The 16,387-nt window shown below is 47.1% G+C and carries 9 protein-coding genes; 1 reads left to right on the top strand and 8 read right to left on the bottom strand.

All coding sequences use genetic code 11. The features are described from left to right. Positions 1 to 26: 26 nt before the first annotated feature. The 4 genes from QZZ54_RS12565 to QZZ54_RS12550 form a co-directional block, all read right to left on the bottom strand. Complete coding sequence (locus QZZ54_RS12565; RefSeq protein WP_290703036.1) at positions 27 to 1,436, bottom strand: aldehyde dehydrogenase family protein; 1,410 nt, start codon at positions 1,434 to 1,436, stop codon at positions 27 to 29. A gap of 69 nt (positions 1,437 to 1,505) precedes the next feature. Next, a complete protein-coding gene (locus tag QZZ54_RS12560) occupies positions 1,506 to 2,786 on the bottom strand; it encodes a hypothetical protein (protein WP_290703035.1) in 1,281 nt (426 codons plus the stop codon). Between the two features lie 460 nt (positions 2,787 to 3,246). Further along, on the bottom strand, positions 3,247 to 3,924 hold the full coding sequence (locus QZZ54_RS12555) for a M15 family metallopeptidase (protein ID WP_290703034.1): 678 nt from the start codon (positions 3,922 to 3,924) through the stop codon (positions 3,247 to 3,249). A 179-nt stretch (positions 3,925 to 4,103) separates the two neighbouring features. Beyond that, on the bottom strand, positions 4,104 to 4,316 hold the full coding sequence (locus tag QZZ54_RS12550; RefSeq protein ID WP_290703033.1) for a cold shock domain-containing protein: 213 nt from the start codon (positions 4,314 to 4,316) through the stop codon (positions 4,104 to 4,106). Between the two features lie 347 nt (positions 4,317 to 4,663). On the opposite strand from QZZ54_RS12550, the gene QZZ54_RS12545 reads away from it, so the two are divergent. Next, on the top strand, positions 4,664 to 6,613 hold the full coding sequence (locus tag QZZ54_RS12545; protein ID WP_290703032.1) for a diguanylate cyclase: 1,950 nt from the start codon (positions 4,664 to 4,666) through the stop codon (positions 6,611 to 6,613). A gap of 37 nt (positions 6,614 to 6,650) precedes the next feature. Here QZZ54_RS12545 and QZZ54_RS12540 read toward each other — a convergent pair whose 3' ends face one another. The 4 genes from QZZ54_RS12540 to QZZ54_RS12525 all read right to left on the bottom strand — a co-directional run bounded on the left by QZZ54_RS12540 (position 6,651) and on the right by QZZ54_RS12525 (position 16,361). After that, positions 6,651 to 6,887 carry a hypothetical protein gene (locus tag QZZ54_RS12540; protein WP_290703031.1) on the bottom strand — a complete coding sequence of 79 codons (237 nt, stop codon included), beginning with the start codon at positions 6,885 to 6,887 and terminating at the stop codon, positions 6,651 to 6,653. A 298-nt stretch (positions 6,888 to 7,185) separates the two neighbouring features. Then, positions 7,186 to 9,522, bottom strand: a complete 2,337-nt coding sequence (pbpC, locus tag QZZ54_RS12535) for a penicillin-binding protein 1C (RefSeq protein ID WP_290703030.1) — start codon at positions 9,520 to 9,522, stop codon at positions 7,186 to 7,188. Continuing rightward, entirely contained in the window at positions 9,506 to 14,926 is a 5,421-nt protein-coding gene (locus tag QZZ54_RS12530) for an MG2 domain-containing protein (RefSeq protein ID WP_290703029.1), read from the bottom strand. The genes pbpC and QZZ54_RS12530 overlap by 17 nt, the downstream gene beginning before the upstream one ends. A gap of 169 nt (positions 14,927 to 15,095) precedes the next feature. After that, positions 15,096 to 16,361, bottom strand: a complete 1,266-nt coding sequence (locus QZZ54_RS12525; protein ID WP_290703028.1) for a DEAD/DEAH box helicase — start codon at positions 16,359 to 16,361, stop codon at positions 15,096 to 15,098. Positions 16,362 to 16,387: the final 26 nt, after the last annotated feature.

Raw genomic sequence — 16,387 nt, 5'->3', positions numbered from 1 at the left:
TCTGAAGACTCTTAAGTAAAAGAGCCTTACTTATTGATATTAATAACCTGAGCCGAGGTATATTCCAATAAGCCTTCCTGGCCAAACTCAACACCGAACCCAGACATCTTACAGCCACCAAATGGCGCATATGGCAGCAGCTCGGCATGGCCATTCACCCAGGCGGTTCCACATTCCAGGCGAGTAGCTATCTCGGTGGCTTTAGCACTATCAGAAGACCAAACTGAGCCCCCCAATCCAACATCGGCCGCATTAGCCCTTTTAATGGCATCCTCAACATCGCTGTAACGAATAACAGGTAGTACAGGGCCAAACTGTTCTTCATCAACAAGACGGCAGCCATCGGTAATATCAGCAACAATGGTTGGTGGATAGAAATATCCGACACCTTCCATCGGCGAGCCGCCACAAAGAACACGTGCACCATTAGCACGGGCATCTTCGACTAACCCATTAACCAGATTCAATTGTTTTCTATTCTGAATCGGGCCAAAGGTAACTCCCTCTGTCAGACCATTCCCTACTACTTGTTTAGCTGCTACTTCTGCCAGTTTTTCACACAGCTCTTCATAAATAGAGTCATGAACATAAAGACGCTTCAATGCAGCACAGGTCTGCCCCATATTAAGGAATGAGGTCTGGAAGATAGCTTCAGCTATCGCAGCAGGGTCAGCATCCGGTAGTACAATACCTGCATCGTTGCCGCCCAGCTCGAGCGTCAAGCGTTTGAGGTTATCAGCTGCCCCTCGCATGATGGTTTGACCCGTTGGTGTGGAGCCCGTAAATACAATCTTACGAATACCCTTATGTTGAGTCATGCCGTTACCAATATCACCTTCTCCGGTAACAACATTCACCAGTCCCGGCGGCGCAACTTCATTGATAATTTCGACCAAACGCAGCGTATTTAAGGGGGTCAGGCCAGAGGGTTTAGATACAACAGTATTACCTGAACGGATCGCAGGCATAATATGCCAGACAGCGATCATCAGCGGCCAGTTCCACGGCGTTATAGAACCGACAACGCCGAGCGGCTTGCGATGAATTTCAACCCGCTTACTCTCGCTATCTTCAAGAATATCGATTGGCAGCTCAAGATCTGCTGTAGCACGGGTCCAGGCAACAGCCCCTCCCACTTCAGCTTGCGCAAGAAACATCGGTTTACCTTGTTCCTCAACAACAATCTGAGCCAATTCTGCAGCATTAACTTCAATACGGTCAGCAATATCATGTAGCAATTTTTTTCGTTCATCATGACTAGAATACTGCCAGGTTTCAAAGCAGGCCTGTGCCGCGACTACTGCCTCATCAAGCTGCTCTAAACTGGCTTGAGGACAGAGAGCAACAACTTCTTCAGTCGCTGGGTTCAAAACGTCAAAATTGCCACCGTTACCGGCGACTTTCTGACCTTTAATAATCAGTGAATACTCTTTCATTCTCATATTCCTTTATTACCAAACACCGGGATTCCTAGAACCCCGGCTTGTTATAGTTGAACTCAGTAATCAGAACGGTACGATCGCGATAACCTGAGCGTAAAAGTTATCAGAAGTAGTATTCTGAGTTTTATTACCCTTGTCTGGAGAGTAGACACCAACCAGAGGGCTAATGATCAGATGTTCATTAACAACCCACTCGGCATAAAGGTCTATTTCCTGTCCTTCAGAATTAGAACCAAAAGTGGTTGAATCGCTGAAATCAAAATACAGCGCGCCGACAGATAGCATTTCTGTTGGGGATGCTTTCAGGGCAAGGTGCTGAATCGTTGCCGATGAGCCAAATGGCCCTGCATAGTTGGCTGCAACTTCACCCTGGAACCAGGTGCCGTAGCCACGGTTAAAGCCAAAGAACAACGAGTCAAAGTTCTCTTCATACTTCGTGTAACGGTAGGTCAGCTGTGGCGCCCAGGCTACGTCAGAAAAGGTCCAGCCGGCTTCTGCATACCATGCATTTGCGTCATCAGAGTTGTCGCCCTGTGACTGGTCAGCATACTCGGCTGACAGGAACAGGTTTTCGACACCGGCATTACCCTGAAAACGAACGCTGACAGTCTTCTGCCCATCACGCTTGGCATTGTCGACAGCATCAAGACCTTTAATGTATGTCGCACCGAAAGTACCCGTTTCAGTAACATACTCAATGTTTGCACCGCCAAGCTCTACTTCAGACTGCGCCGTATTGTCTGATTCAAGATAGAAAAGGTCGCCGCGCAGGCCATCTTCGCCACCAATACGTGCAATCGCGGTTTGGTTAAATGCTTTACGGGCTGCTAACCAATATGCGCCGCCGCGGTTAGAGTCAGGGAACACACCCTCACCCAGGTTTAATGCATCACCATTGATAAGAAATCCGTCACCAATGGAGAAATTCTGGCGACCAAAAGACAGGTCTAGCATATCCGTGCGGAAACCAATGAAGGCGTCCTCTACTGCAGTACGACGTTCGCTACCGTCAGTATTTCCGCCGGCATCACCGTCACCCCAGGTGCCTGAAGAAACGAAGTTAAGTCCACCGTATAAAGAATTTACTTCACTTAGGGCATGACTGCCGCTGAAGCCGGCTTTGAGATAGCCTTCTTGCCAGCTGGAACCGTTACCCGTTTTACCGAAATAGTTTTCATCGCTGCTGAACGTGCCTACAACAGCTTCGATATCCAGGTTCAGTTCAGAACCGTTTTCACTGTAAAGATTGTAAGCCTGTACTGGCATAGCCATTGCTGCGGTTGCTGCTGCAACAGCTGCTGTCAGCAGATAACCAGACAAATTCCGGCCATTTGATTTCTTCATCGATATTTCCTCCGCGAGCGCGCGATATTTTTATAATCTTTAGGCCCTGAAACCTGCTCAAGGTCTTATAGTGACTGCCAATCAACCAGCCAAAACATAAGGGGAATAGTTCTGGACGGTCATACAGATAAACTAAGTACAGGAAATAGACTACCTTCAGGGTGTAAACCTGATTCCGGGGAAATGTAGTAAGTTGTTTGGAAATGTAATGAGATGTAATAGCTAACTATTGATGTGCTTTATCAGCCAAACGAACCTGTGGCTGTAGCAGTACAGAATGCTTTCTTGAGAAAGACCGCCCTCCTTGACTAAGTAGAGCGAGTCAAAGAGTAGAAAAAATTATTCTAAGTCGACTTGGGTGATTTTACAGCGTTAATTCCTGATGAGCTCAGTCGATAACACCCTGCGCTCTGCAATGACTCAGCAACATTCTGGTAAACAGTTACCCGGGATAAGCTGTTTACTGGTGATTTACCCCACCATAGATCGCATACTCATGACCGCTCAAATAAGCCCAGAATCGATCACCGTAAGAAAAGTGCCACCACTCTTGCAAGTAATTTACGAAACCTGCGCTGGTCATCACATCAACCAGCAACTGGCGATTTGCTATCACGGTCTCGCTAATCCCGGATGCATGGGTAAGACAAAGATCAGGATCTGTTTCAGTCCATTGATAAATATCCATCCCGAAATCCAACATTTGGCCACACTCATCAACCAGAAACAGATCAACGGCCGCGCCAGTATTATGCGGAGGAATATTCAGCGTTCCATCGGGATAAGCTGGCGCTGATACCATTCGGGTAGTTTCCTCAAACAACTCTGATTCAGGTAACGCTGGCTGGCGTTCACGTACTCTGGCAAGCTCATCAGCAAATAACATACCCTGCACTTTCAGACTACGATAACCCTCATAGAGCCGCAGAGTTATACCCTTCGGCAACAGTGACTGAGCATGCAGTAACCGCTCATAAACCCCCTGCCGAATAAAAGTGTAATCACCCTCGGTTTCAGGACATTCCGGTGGAGGGCCATATTCCAGCCCACCCAAAAACTGGATGTTAACAAGCGGTTCACCGCATTCACGCACGGGAATAGCGAGTACTTCTGAAGAGGATGGTGTCAGTCGGTGCATCAGGCTCTCGATCAGTCGGTTCTTATAATGAAGTATAACGGCTGAAATAGAGTAATGTGCAGGAGAAAACAATTTGAATATGCAAATGAAGTGGAACTGATAATCAAAATAGCTGAGTTATGGACCAGCAATGAAAACACGAAGTCCCCCCCGGGCTTCGTATTAAAAGTAACAAACGGTTAACTGGCTGCAAGCAGCTGAATATTAACAGCGTGAACGCCTACCTCTTTTGGTGCCGCTTCAAACTGTACTTCCTGACCCGTTTTGAGACTTTTATATCCTTCGCTAACAATAGCTGAATAGTGAACAAACAGGTCTTCACTGAAATCTGGAGACACTATAAAGCCAAACCCTTTCGCATTGTTAAACCACTTAACTGTACCCGTGTGCATGCTCAGCTCCTTAAAGATCATTAACAGTCAGTCGTCAGAGCATTTCAAAATCCTTTTCGATCAAAACTACTCTCTATGACTATTTTCAGAAATCGAAGCAGAGGGGTATATAAGAAAAATTCCTATATTCACACCACAGCCCAATAAAATGCAACACAGGTCAAAACATAAGCAATTATGCGGCTATTAATGAATTTATTAACACTCATAGCAACCCTGTTGAGCCTATTTCAACTCAGAACGTTTCAGCAATGAAACCGCATCTCTCCTGTATCACCAGGCTCGCGATAAAACCCCTCTCTGTTTTCTCAACTAAACTGATATAAGACCAGATAACGGTATTGAAGATGAAATTTTCGCTCTACAAAAGCACCCATATGCTGACCGCCATTCTGGTTGCCGTGATGTTAACCGTTATCATTACGACTATTCAGCAGCTCTATGAAACAGCTTTTCAGCAAGCGTCCGATCAACTGACAGAAACAGTAAGAAGTCAGACCCGATTAATCGAATCAACAGCGTCTAATACCCTGAAGAATAAAACCTTACCCTATACAGTTGAAACGGAAGCTATAGCCCTCGCCCTTATTCGGCAGACCTATAATGATCACCGAGGGTTCGGACAAACCGGGGAATTTGCCTTAGCTAAGAAAGCTGAAGATAAACTTCTGTTTCTTCTCGGGCATCAACATACAAATCCAGACAAAAGCACAGATCCAACAACGTTAGATCTGACTAACGATTTTGCGATTCCAATGCAACGCGCTCTTGCTGGAGAATCCGGTACCATGGTAACCGTAGACTACCGGGGCGTGGAAATACTCGCTGCCTACCAACCCGTTAGGTCCCTCAACTATGGCATAGTCGCAAAAGTCGACCTTTCAGAATTTCGTAAACCCTTTATCAGAACATCGGTGATCAGCATCACTCTCGGTGTCATTTTAATTTTCATCGGAGCGATCGGCTTCCACCTGATCACGACTCCCCTTCTTAACCGGATTCACAAAAGTGAATACCGGATGCGCTTGCTGCTTAATTCCACAGCTGAAGGAGTATTCGGAATTGATTTTTCTGGCCGCTGTACCTTTGCTAACTCAACTTGTCTGAAGCTATTAGGCTACGCTGATGAAAAGTTGCTACTGGAAAAATCGCTGACTGAGATTCTCCAACGATCAAACCTCACAAAAGGTGATTTAGATTACCCTCTTCCCCTGGATATTCTGAAAGATTTTCAAAAGAAACAGGCAGAACGTCAGTGTGAAATCCCTTTACGTAATCAACATGGAAGGGAGTTCTTCGCTGAACTTAGGTTGTCACCTGTAGTAGAGCAAAACCGATGTATTGGCGCAGTGATTTTATTAACGGACATTACTCAGCAACGGGAAGCACAAGAGCAGAAACAGCTCGAAAAAACAGTCTATGAAAATATCGAAGAGGGCATTATTGTTACCAACGCAAAAGCGGAGATAGTTTCGGTCAACAGTGCCTTTCTAGAGATAACAGGTTATCAGCAAGCTGAAGTATTAGGCAGAAACCCCCGATTTCTAAAGTCAGGTCAGCAAGACCAAAGCTTTTATGCATCGATGTGGCGACAGATCATCAAGGAAGGCTGCTGGAAAGGCGTTATCTGGAACAAAAGAAAGGACGATGAAATAATCCCCCTTTGGAGCTCAATCAGTTCTGTAAAAGCCCCTAGTGGGAAAATAATTAACTTCGTTGGTGCCATCTCTGACATATCAACCTTGAAAGCTAAGGAAGAGATGCTTGAGCATATGGCACACCATGATCCACTTACCGGCCTCCCCAATCGCTTGTTGCTTGATGCTCGATTCGAACTGTCCCTACAAAATTCAGCCCGTCGAAACTCTATGCTTGCAGTACTGTTTATCGACCTTGATTATTTTAAAGAGATCAACGACCAGTATGGCCATAAAGCAGGAGACCTGCTGTTAATTGAAACAGCCCAACGGCTTCGTAAATTGCTACGCGAAGAAGATACTATCAGCAGACTAGGGGGAGATGAGTTTGTTATCTTGTTAGCCGAAATCACTCGGAAGGAGTCCGCTCTCGAACTGGCACAGAAAATTAAAGAATCCATTAACCAGAGTTTTACCATAGAAGATGGGACTGAACTTAATATTGACTCGAGTATTGGAATAGCGCTCTATCCCGACCATGGCCGGGATGCTTCAAGCTTATTAAGTCGGGCTGACCACGCTATGTATAAAGCCAAGAAGAAAGGCAAAAGCTGCATCTGCTTTTTTCAATTCGATGATACCGATGAAGCACAACTCTAATAGTTTAAAGAAAACCTAAAACGCTATGGTACGACGCTTACTCTTCCGCCAGAATCGATAATGCTTCTCTGATCTCTGGCTGCATTGCCTTTGTATTATCCTGAAGCTCAGTCACCGTGACGGCAAACTGTGTACGGACAACATCATTTTGATCTACCAGCCAGGCAACAGTTGCCTGACTACACTGCCGTGGCGTCCAGCTATGCTTCAATGGGACTCCAGAACCTTTCAAAAAATCATAGAAGTCATTCTGATCATTCAATACAGAAATCATGCTCGCGTGCTCCTGTAACACTCCGGTTACTTTATTTTTATTTTTTTTATTACAGCTTGGCAAAGACAAGAAAAGCCAGCAGAGCGCCAGCAAATCTTTATACCTTAGTTGTATACCATACGACTAAAGTCTTCAACTTTTATTAAGATATTAACGGTACGTTAAGAAAAGAACACAAATAGTGATTGGCGAGCCCCATTTTCAACGCAACCTTCTTGTGCCTGCATGTATTTCTACAAAGCCACAATATGTTAATAAGCCTTAATATGGTTTTTCTAGTAACTAGCAAGCCCCTTTACTAAGGAACCACGGAAAACCTGACCTCTTGCCACCCCCCTTGCTGGTCAATTACCCGTAACAGGTGACTCCCCTGAGGAATGGGCACGCTTAATTCATGGAACGTCCGGGTCGTACCTAGATAATGTTGATCCAGATGCCAAAACAGCTGGGCCCCATCCTTTTTTGCGGTGGCGCGGAAAATCACTTCGCCCTGTTGGCCATTCATATATTTCGGCACGCTGATAATCTGACCAACGCGAGGATAAGTAATTTCAAAACGCCCGTTCAACAGGCGTCGGTCAGGTGTACATGATTTATCAAAGTCAGGCACGGGATTATAGGATGCGTGGGAGATTTTATAGAAAGCAGCTTGGGAAGGAGGCAGCTGAAAAAAGGTTTTGCTGATAATACTACCCAACTGATTGCAACCCACACTGCTACGCAACCCTGTTTTTCGATCAATAGCCACCTGAAAATGATGCGGGCTAATCTTCTCGAATTGCGCTGCCCGAGGTATCAACACACTCTCTCTCACACAGCCAAATTTAGGCAGATAACCATTATCCTGACAGATATCAATTTGCTTCAAAGCCGCCGCTGGCTCTTCAGGCCAACTAAGACCGGCAATGACATTGAGTATATCAAACAGAACCGGCGCAGCAGCCCCTGTACCGGTGAGTAGCTGCCGGCCTTCACCATTAGCATTACCAGTCCAAACACCCACTGTCGTACCCTCAGTGGTGCCCACAGCCCAACCATCACGTAACCCATAGCTAGTGCCAGTTTTCCAAGCAATTTTAGAAGAGTTTGCAAACAATCTATGGATCTTATGCAGACCCGGACGGGTCACATCAGACAGCGTATCCAGTGTGAGCCATGCCGCCCCCTGGCTAAAGGGATACTCCTCTATTGCAGAGGCCGAAGCATTCCCCTCTTCCACACCATACTGAAGCGGCATCACACTAAGCGTTTCTGCACTCTGTGACCGTCTACTTAAGTTCGCATAGGCTGCTGTCAGATCAGTCAGACTCACTTCTGCCCCACCTAAAATCAGTGATAGACCATATTCATCCGGCTGACGAAAAAGGTTCTGAAAACCCAGCGCCTTTAGTTTGTCGTAGAACGACTGATAACTATAATCATCAAGCATACGTACCGCAGGAATATTGAGGGATGCTGTCAGCGCGGTTCGGGCGCTAACGGCCCCCCGGAAACTTTCGTCATAATTCGTTGGCTGATAACTCCCGTAGGCTGTCGGGACATCTGGGATAAGCGTCTGTGGCGTAATATCACCATTATCGAGCATCGCCGCGTAAAGAAAGGGTTTCAGCGTGCTACCAGAGGAGCGCGGTCGACTAGCAATATCAACGTGTGGTGCATTTTCCTGCCGATTATTAAAGGAGACATTACCGAAATAGGCTTGCACCTGCATACTGGCATTATCCACCACAACCAACGCCAGGTTATTAATTCCAACAGCCCCCAAGCGTTTGCTATGTTGCTTGACGATGAATTCAATTCTCTGTGTTAAGCGGTGGTCGATCTGGGTATAAAAAACTGCCTGAACAGGGGATTTCTGGCTAAGTTGATCCAGAAGATGCTGCCCATATCTAGGCCATTTTTTTGGCCGTACTGGAATATCTTCCAATAGAGATAACCGATAGTTCTGCTCGCTTAAAAAACCTTTCTGCCAGAGTTTATGGAGTAAAAAATCACGCTTTTGTTGCAGTTTTTCACGACTTTTAGAGAGATGCATCGCCGCTGGATTGTTTGGTAAAACTGCTAAAAGTGCCGATTCAGCCCAACTAAGTTCAGTTAAACGGCGACCAAAATATCGCCAAGTGGCTGCATCTATCCCTACCGTGTTCCCGCCCATCGGTGCATTAGCTGCATAGAGAGACAGAATCTCAGCTTTAGACATCTGCGCCTCCAACCGCAGCGCCAAATGCAGTTCTTTCAGTTTCTGCCACAGTGTCCGCGATTGATTACCATACGCCATCCGTGCCAACTGCATGGTAATTGTGCTGCCGCCACTGACGATCCGGCCCGCATTCAAATTAAGATAGAGTGCCCGGCCAATCGCGACTGGATCAACGCCGGGATGGTTCATAAAACGTTTATCTTCATACTGGATCAGCGCGGTTTTATACGCATCTGATAAAAGCGTAACAGACTGAAACCGCCACTGCTGATCCTGAGCTATTCGAGCACTCAGTAGCTGTCCTTCCCCATCCAACAATAAGCGGGACAGGGGCTTAGTGAACAATGGCTCAGGCAGCGGCCACCAAAGGGAAATACCGGCTAAAACAACCAGTAAACCACCAATGATTGCCCGACGCTTACTGAATAACCTCAACACTCAACCCTTTTAACTGCGCTTTAAGGTTATCGTTGTACATAGCACTGGCCGAGATAGCAGGAAGATAGTACCGCCCCACAAAGGAAGCATTCAGCTGCAGGGACAACGTTTTCTGCTCGCCCGCTTTCAATCCCATATAGGCGCTAGCCCGAGCATCGCGGATGTCAATGTAGTCAAACTGACAAGCCGCTTCCGTACAGGCTTCTCGTTCATTATCGATCTGCCAGCCGCTAGGCGCCCTGAAGTTTAGTGCAACATTGCTGATCTCACCTTGGGTCTTATTACTGAGTTGTAACTGTGCGGTGAAATTACTACCTTGTGGCAACCTTGCGATATCCACCTCGTCACCCTCGTTATTAAGATAGCGTACGTTAAGTTGCAACCCTTCGGCATAGGTCTGTTCAGAGCCAGGCTTCGCAATACCCGTTTGAGTCAGGGTTAGCCAAACAGGGGATTCCCCGTTGTTACGAATGGTTGCCTGTTTAGCCGTGTCAGAACCGCTTTGTAGCATAGATTCCTTCACTTGCCGGCTAACCTGCAGCTTCTCTTTGTTTCCTGCCTGCTGCAACACGACTTCAACCGAGTCATCATGGTTGTCTGTCTTGCTCTGTTTATAGATCTGCTGATAATTGGCTAGCGCGACCAGCGCATAGGCAGTTGTCTGAGTACTGTGCCAACGATCATCCGCTAACTGATCGGCGATCTCATCCGCTAACGTGGCAGCCTCCATCGGCTCTGCGATGTTGGCATAGAGTATTAGGAAGAGAGCTTTATCTCGAAGTGCAGATCCAAAGCTAGGCGAATTGACGTCATAGGTACTCTTGTCAGATAAACCATCGCCAATCAGTGTCATGGCGACATCATCCTGCCCGGCATACAGATAGGCCAGGGACAGCATAGCCAGACTGGCACTGTCCTCAATCTGCAGCGTTTTAAGACGATACATCGCAGACCAGTTCGGTTTCCCATACAGACTCAACGTCAGTAACCGATAGGCCTGCGCTTTAATTTTCTCATTATTAGTGCTGTCGACCGCAAACTCAGATGCCTGGTGCTGGTATGCCAACCACTGGTGCATCAGATGCTCCGGCACTTCATAACCCGCCTGTTTCGCCAGTAGGAGGAAGTGTCCGGCATAGCTCGTGCCCCAGTCATGACTCTGGCTCTGTCCGGGCCAATACGAAAAGCCCCCTTCCAGCGTCTGGAATGACTGTAAACGGTTAATCGCAGCGATAATATTTTGCTGAACCTTAGACTGCTCTTGTGTCTCCAGATGACTCAACTGATTCAGGTATAGCTGAGGAAATACAGAAGAGGTGGTTTGCTCAATACAGCCATGGGGATACTTAATTAGATAATCCAACCGGGAGCGAAGATTGATCGGTTTAAATAAACTCAAAGCAACTGACGCACCGTTACTGCCTGCAATACCGAAGGGCTCCAGATTAATATCCAACTCTGATTCAGCATTAACAAGATAGGACGAGGTACGTGTCGACTGAATATTCGGCGCATTAATATCCAGATACAAGGTCTGGCTGCTATTGCCCGTTACCGATTTAGTCTCAAAGGTGAAAGCTGTTTTGCCAACTAGATCGCCGGTTTGAATAGCAAAGGTCACCATCGCCGATGAATAGGGTTCCAACGTAACACTCTGAGACGGTTCAGCAATCTGGACAGGGTTATCATCCGCCGTCATCGTAACCTGCACGGTAGATAGCTCAGCAGTATTGTTAAACAGCTCAACCGGCACCTGTGCCTGTTCCTGCGTTCTCAACACCCGCGGCAACGTTGGGAACATTGAGATATCATCACGCACCACGATTTCGTGCTCCGCTTTACCGTATGCGCTACCGTCTTCCGCGATCACCATTACTCGTACCGCTCCCAGATACATCGGTAGCGTGACAGCGTGGGTACGCTGCTCCCCTGCGGCTAACTTAAAGCTGCCCAGGAATTTCACCAAGGGAGGGAATCGACGATTTTTCTTACTCTTATCATCATCTTTCTGCGCATCACTACCACCGACGGATAAAAGCCCATGCAGCTCGCCGCTGTAGGCTCCCACTACATCTTTGTAGATATCCCAGGTTTTCACTTGTAACGCCTGACGACGGTAAAAATAGTTGAATGGGTCCGGTGCTTTATAGTTAGTCAACCCCAGTAATCCTTCATCCACCAGCGCTAGTGTATAAGCCATCGGACGGCCATCGGATTCAGCTACCTGAATATCAAAGCTAGCTCGAGAGCTAACCTGATCCTCGGTTGTGATCTTCGGATGCAGATGGTTCTGGGCATCTTCAACCTGCAGTGGAATAATGCCCATCAATCGCATGGGCCGGTCATTATCACGATCAGCATGGGGTTGTAGATAAGTAACACTGACATAGACGTTAGGCGCCATCTCCTTACCGATTTCTAACGCTACCTGTTGTTGCAGTTGCTGATTAGGCCCATCACTTTTCACCCAGAACTGCTGCAGCAGATTATTCGCCGATTCCACCGTTACCAACGCTCGCCCATTATGCAATTCCGGCAAAGTAATCGTTGCCGTTTCACCCACCTGATAGGTTTCTTTATCACTAAATAGCGTCAATCGATCAACGTTATCACCCTGCGATTCCTGTTGTCGCCCAGCCCAGCCCGGCCAGTCGATATAGACAATTTTACCGGTGCAGTGCGAATCTTCACCGGCTATACACGCACGCACTAGATAACGACCCCATTCAGGATAATTAACCCGCAGTGGCCACTCGGCCAAACCATTATCATCGGTGACCGCACTACCGGACGCCACAACTTTGCTATGCCGACCATCAGCATAATGAGCTAGTGATTCATTGCTCTTCTCATACCACCACTTCCATTCGAGCTTATATACACTCACATCAATATTGGTATTGCTGACTGGCTGCCCGGTTTTGTCGAGTACGACTAAACGGGTTTTATGATCTTCATCGGTCAGCAGCATTCCCCTCGCGGCGTCCCCTTTGGGTAGCTGTAAACCAAGATAACGATCGTAGTAATCAAACGGGCGAGAGAAACGATTGCTACTAAATTGACCGCTCTCTTCAAACACCCGGTTCGTAAACAGCGCTTTAAGCATCCCCGGTGGCGGTGTTTTGCTCTCAATCAACAGATTGAAACTGGTTGCTCCTTCCTTACTCAAAACACCTTCAAAAAGATTAATCTTATTTGACCGATAATCGCGGGCCGGGTCATCAAAAACATACTCGGGGAACTTCCCTGCAAACTTTGTTTTCACCGGCACCAGTGCAACCGACACGTCCGCTTTTAAACTGCTGGCAGGAGCGCCATGCAACCATTTCGAAACAAGCCCAACTGATTGTTCCACTCCGTTTTGTAGCGATTTCCCCTCGGCCAGATCTAATTCAACCTTAAGACGGTTTGGCACCACGGTTTCTATTCTTAATGGGTGATGGAAGTCTTGCCCACCCACACGAAGTACTGCCTCCCAGTTACCCGTTGGAGCACTCTGAGGCGTAGACAATGTAAAGTTGTATAGCTGTCCAACCGGTTGATTACTGTAAACCGATTCCACCAACTGCCCGGAGGGATTAAACAGATCAGCCACAACCGGATGCTCCCGGGGCAACTCATTCTGCTTATCCTTCAAAATGAAGGTCAAAAAGATATCATCACCGGGGCGCCAGACATCTCGCTCACCGAAGATAAAGCCATCAATATTGCTCTGAAGATGTGTCCCGCCAATATCAAACTGACTGGTTGTCAGCGCACTGGCATCATTCAGTTTAATATATCCAATCTGATCAGCCGCAGCAGCTTGCAGATAAAACGCTTTGCCACTCAACTCAACCGAGGCAAACCCATCGCTGTCTGTTTCAGCTTTACCGACCGACTGCCCCTGAAAATTAAATATTTCAACCACCGCGCCTGAAATAGGCTCTGACGTTTTCAGGTCAGTGATAACTACATGGGAATTTTTTGCATCGGGGACCTGCTTAACAATGATGCCGATGTTGGAGCGCAGTAGATTTTTAGCTGCTTTTGTATCCGCTGAGCGTTCGTAATATTGATCACCACAAGCACTGAGATTACCTCCGTTCTGGGTGCCTGGTTCAAAGTTATTCCATGAGCTGTAACCATCGAAATATTTAAGCTCATCTGAATTTTCTGGCAAGCGACTTGGCGGCACTGGCTGTTTGTTCTCGGCTACCGTACAGGGGATAAGGGAATCCCCACGATCAAGAGAGATATAAAGTCGAATCAAACTACCACTTTTCTGAGTCATTAACTCGGTTATATCCAGGCGATAATCCTGCCAGCTACGCAGACTGCCCTCCTCTAGTGGTACTGATTTCTGCCAGATAAAACGTCCCACTTTATCGAGAGAGTTAGCCTCTTCCAGTCTATTTTCCTGCAGGAATTGATGAACATTATTGTCAAAGACTTCGAACGCAGTCACGGTGACCGCTTTAGCACTAACAGCCTGAAACGGTAATTCAATGCGCATGGCATCCGGTAAAATAACTCCGCTACCGGTAAACCTGACTCCAGGCTTTTTCGGTGCGATGCTAAACGATTTAGCCAGACTGGCTGCTAATCTTGTTCCACATTGATCTTGCAGCTCCTTATGAATTGTAAGCCGCAGACCTTCAGCATTTGAATTATTCAGCCCAAGGCGTAATTTACTGCCATCAATCTTATATCGGGTAAAGCGATATTGACTGGAGATTAAGTGCTTAAGGGCTTGGTCTTTTTTTAGTGGCCGATTAAAAATAAGCTCCAGCACCTCGTCGGAATCACCAACAATTGCACTGGAAATCAATTCTAATGGAGTACCACCTTCACCCGAAATACTGGGAATCGTGAAGGACTGCGTCTTAGCATTGCCTTCACCCCAGCTAACGCTGACCTCCTGGCCACAGCTATTTGCACGGGTAATATTGCTGATGACAAGCTGTAACGGCTCGCCCTCAGGCTTCGAAATGGAAACTTTTGCAGTACCGTCAGAAACACGTATCTGTTGTTCTAACTCACTCAACGAGAGATCGCCTGCAGCCGTTACCTGCCCGTGAATCTCAACAGTGCCAGCAGCGCTATCCCGAACAACCGGAAGACGATTGTGATAGTCCAGCCATTTCAGATTAAACTCTGTACTGACGGAATTAGGGGGCTCTATAGGATCAACGCCGGTAACAGCGGGAGATGAATCAGAGGAAACAGCTGCAGCAGGTTCGGGGAGAGCAACGACGTCAGTCGTTACAGGCTTATCTTTATAAGTCTCCGTAGAGGTTGCAGTGTCATCACTACAACCCACAATAAGCACGACTAACAACAGAATCAATGCACGTAGAGACAAAGCCCCTGAAAAGGAGGCACGTAAAGATGACAGAAGTGAAGAAGCGGCGCGTAACATATACAAATCCCTTTAGAGAGTGAGCCACCAAAAGCTATTTATCTTTAGCCTTTGATAAGGAACTCTACAAACAGTTCAGTGCAATGTTATATACCATTCAGGTTGGATCGAACACCCCGCCAGAAATCTAGAAGCGGGGTTTTTACGACGTTATAGCCACCGTTTATTTTTACTTCTTCTTGTTCTTAGCTGCCGGTTTCACCGTACCGCCTTTAGTACGAACAATCTTAGTACGACCGGTTTTATTAGTCCGGGGTTTATGGCTCTTTTTACTCAGCTGTTTACGCAGGTTATCCCGGCTGCCTACCTCGAAGCCTGGCATATAGATACGTTCAATACGCGTACCGACCAGACGCTCAATATCATCCAGTGCCCGCTCCTCTTCACGACTAACAAAAGAGATCGCTTTACCTTTTGCTCCGGCGCGGCCGGTACGACCAATACGGTGTACATAATCCTCTGCCAGGTAGGGAAGATTGAAGTTCACCACCAGCTCCAGACCCTGAATATCCAATCCACGAGCCGCGACTTCAGTAGCCACCAGCACCTGAATTTTTCCCGCTTTAAAGTCAGCAATAGCACGACGACGTGCACCCTGAGTTTTGTCACCGTGACAGATCGCAGCTGAAATATTATCGATCTTTAGATCAACCATTAGGGAATCTGCTTGCGCCTTAGTACTGGTAAACACCAACACCTGAAACCACTGATGTTTATTAATCAGTTCCGCAAACAGATCAGCCTTACGCTTTTCTTCTACCGGGTAAACTACATGTTCCACAGTATCAGCGGTGGCATTCTGTTTTGCTACACGGATAACATCATGGCGAGCCATCAGTTTCTTAGCAAAAACGTTAACCGTCGGGGTAACGGTTGCGGAGAACATCAAAGTCTGATGTTTTTCGGCAGTCTGTTGTAGCAGAGTACTCACATCGGCGATAAAGCCCATATCCAGCATCCGGTCAGCTTCATCCAATACCACAAACTCAACTTTGGCGAGACTGACATTGCATTGCACTACATGTTCAAGCAAACGTCCCGGTGTAGAGATAACAATATCGACTCCGGCTTTCAGCTTCTTACGCTGACCATCCATGTTTACGCCGCCATATAACGCAGTAACGGTTAATGGCATGAACTGAGCATAACGCTTAATGGTTTCAGCCAGCTGCTCGGCCAATTCACGAGTAGGTGTCAGAATCAGTGCCCGAGGACAACCGGACTCAGTTGGCTTAGGCCGATCAGAGATCTGCTGCAAAATAGGTATGCTGAATGCCGCCGTTTTACCGGTACCGGTCTGGGCATTCGCTAATATATTTCTACCCCGTCGGGCCGGAACAATGGCCTGCTCCTGAACCGGCGTCATCTGGCTATAGCCACAGGCATCCAGAGCCTGCTGAATCTCAGGAGCCAGATCTAATGCTGAAAACTTCATGGTAAATCCTCTGTATGCCTTGCTAT

Source organism: Amphritea sp. (assembly GCF_016744155.1).
In the GTDB taxonomy this organism is placed as follows: domain Bacteria; phylum Pseudomonadota; class Gammaproteobacteria; order Pseudomonadales; family Balneatricaceae; genus Amphritea.
The sequence above is the reverse complement of the archived record's forward strand: the minus strand, read 5'-3'. Positions and strand labels throughout refer to the sequence as shown.

Excerpts from the sequence above, each read along its gene's own strand:
- QZZ54_RS12545 (WP_290703032.1), top strand. The coding sequence starts at position 4,664 with ATGAAATTTTCGCTCTACAAAAGCACCCATATGCTGACCGCCATTCTG.
- QZZ54_RS12555 (WP_290703034.1), bottom strand. The coding sequence starts at position 3,924 with ATGCACCGACTGACACCATCCTCTTCAGAAGTACTCGCTATTCCCGTG.
- QZZ54_RS12530 (WP_290703029.1), bottom strand. The coding sequence starts at position 14,926 with ATGTTACGCGCCGCTTCTTCACTTCTGTCATCTTTACGTGCCTCCTTT.
- QZZ54_RS12565 (WP_290703036.1), bottom strand. The coding sequence starts at position 1,436 with ATGAAAGAGTATTCACTGATTATTAAAGGTCAGAAAGTCGCCGGTAAC.
- QZZ54_RS12550 (WP_290703033.1), bottom strand. The coding sequence starts at position 4,316 with ATGCACACGGGTACAGTTAAGTGGTTTAACAATGCGAAAGGGTTTGGC.
- QZZ54_RS12560 (WP_290703035.1), bottom strand. The coding sequence starts at position 2,786 with ATGAAGAAATCAAATGGCCGGAATTTGTCTGGTTATCTGCTGACAGCA.
- QZZ54_RS12525 (WP_290703028.1), bottom strand. The coding sequence starts at position 16,361 with ATGAAGTTTTCAGCATTAGATCTGGCTCCTGAGATTCAGCAGGCTCTG.
- QZZ54_RS12540 (WP_290703031.1), bottom strand. The coding sequence starts at position 6,887 with ATGATTTCTGTATTGAATGATCAGAATGACTTCTATGATTTTTTGAAA.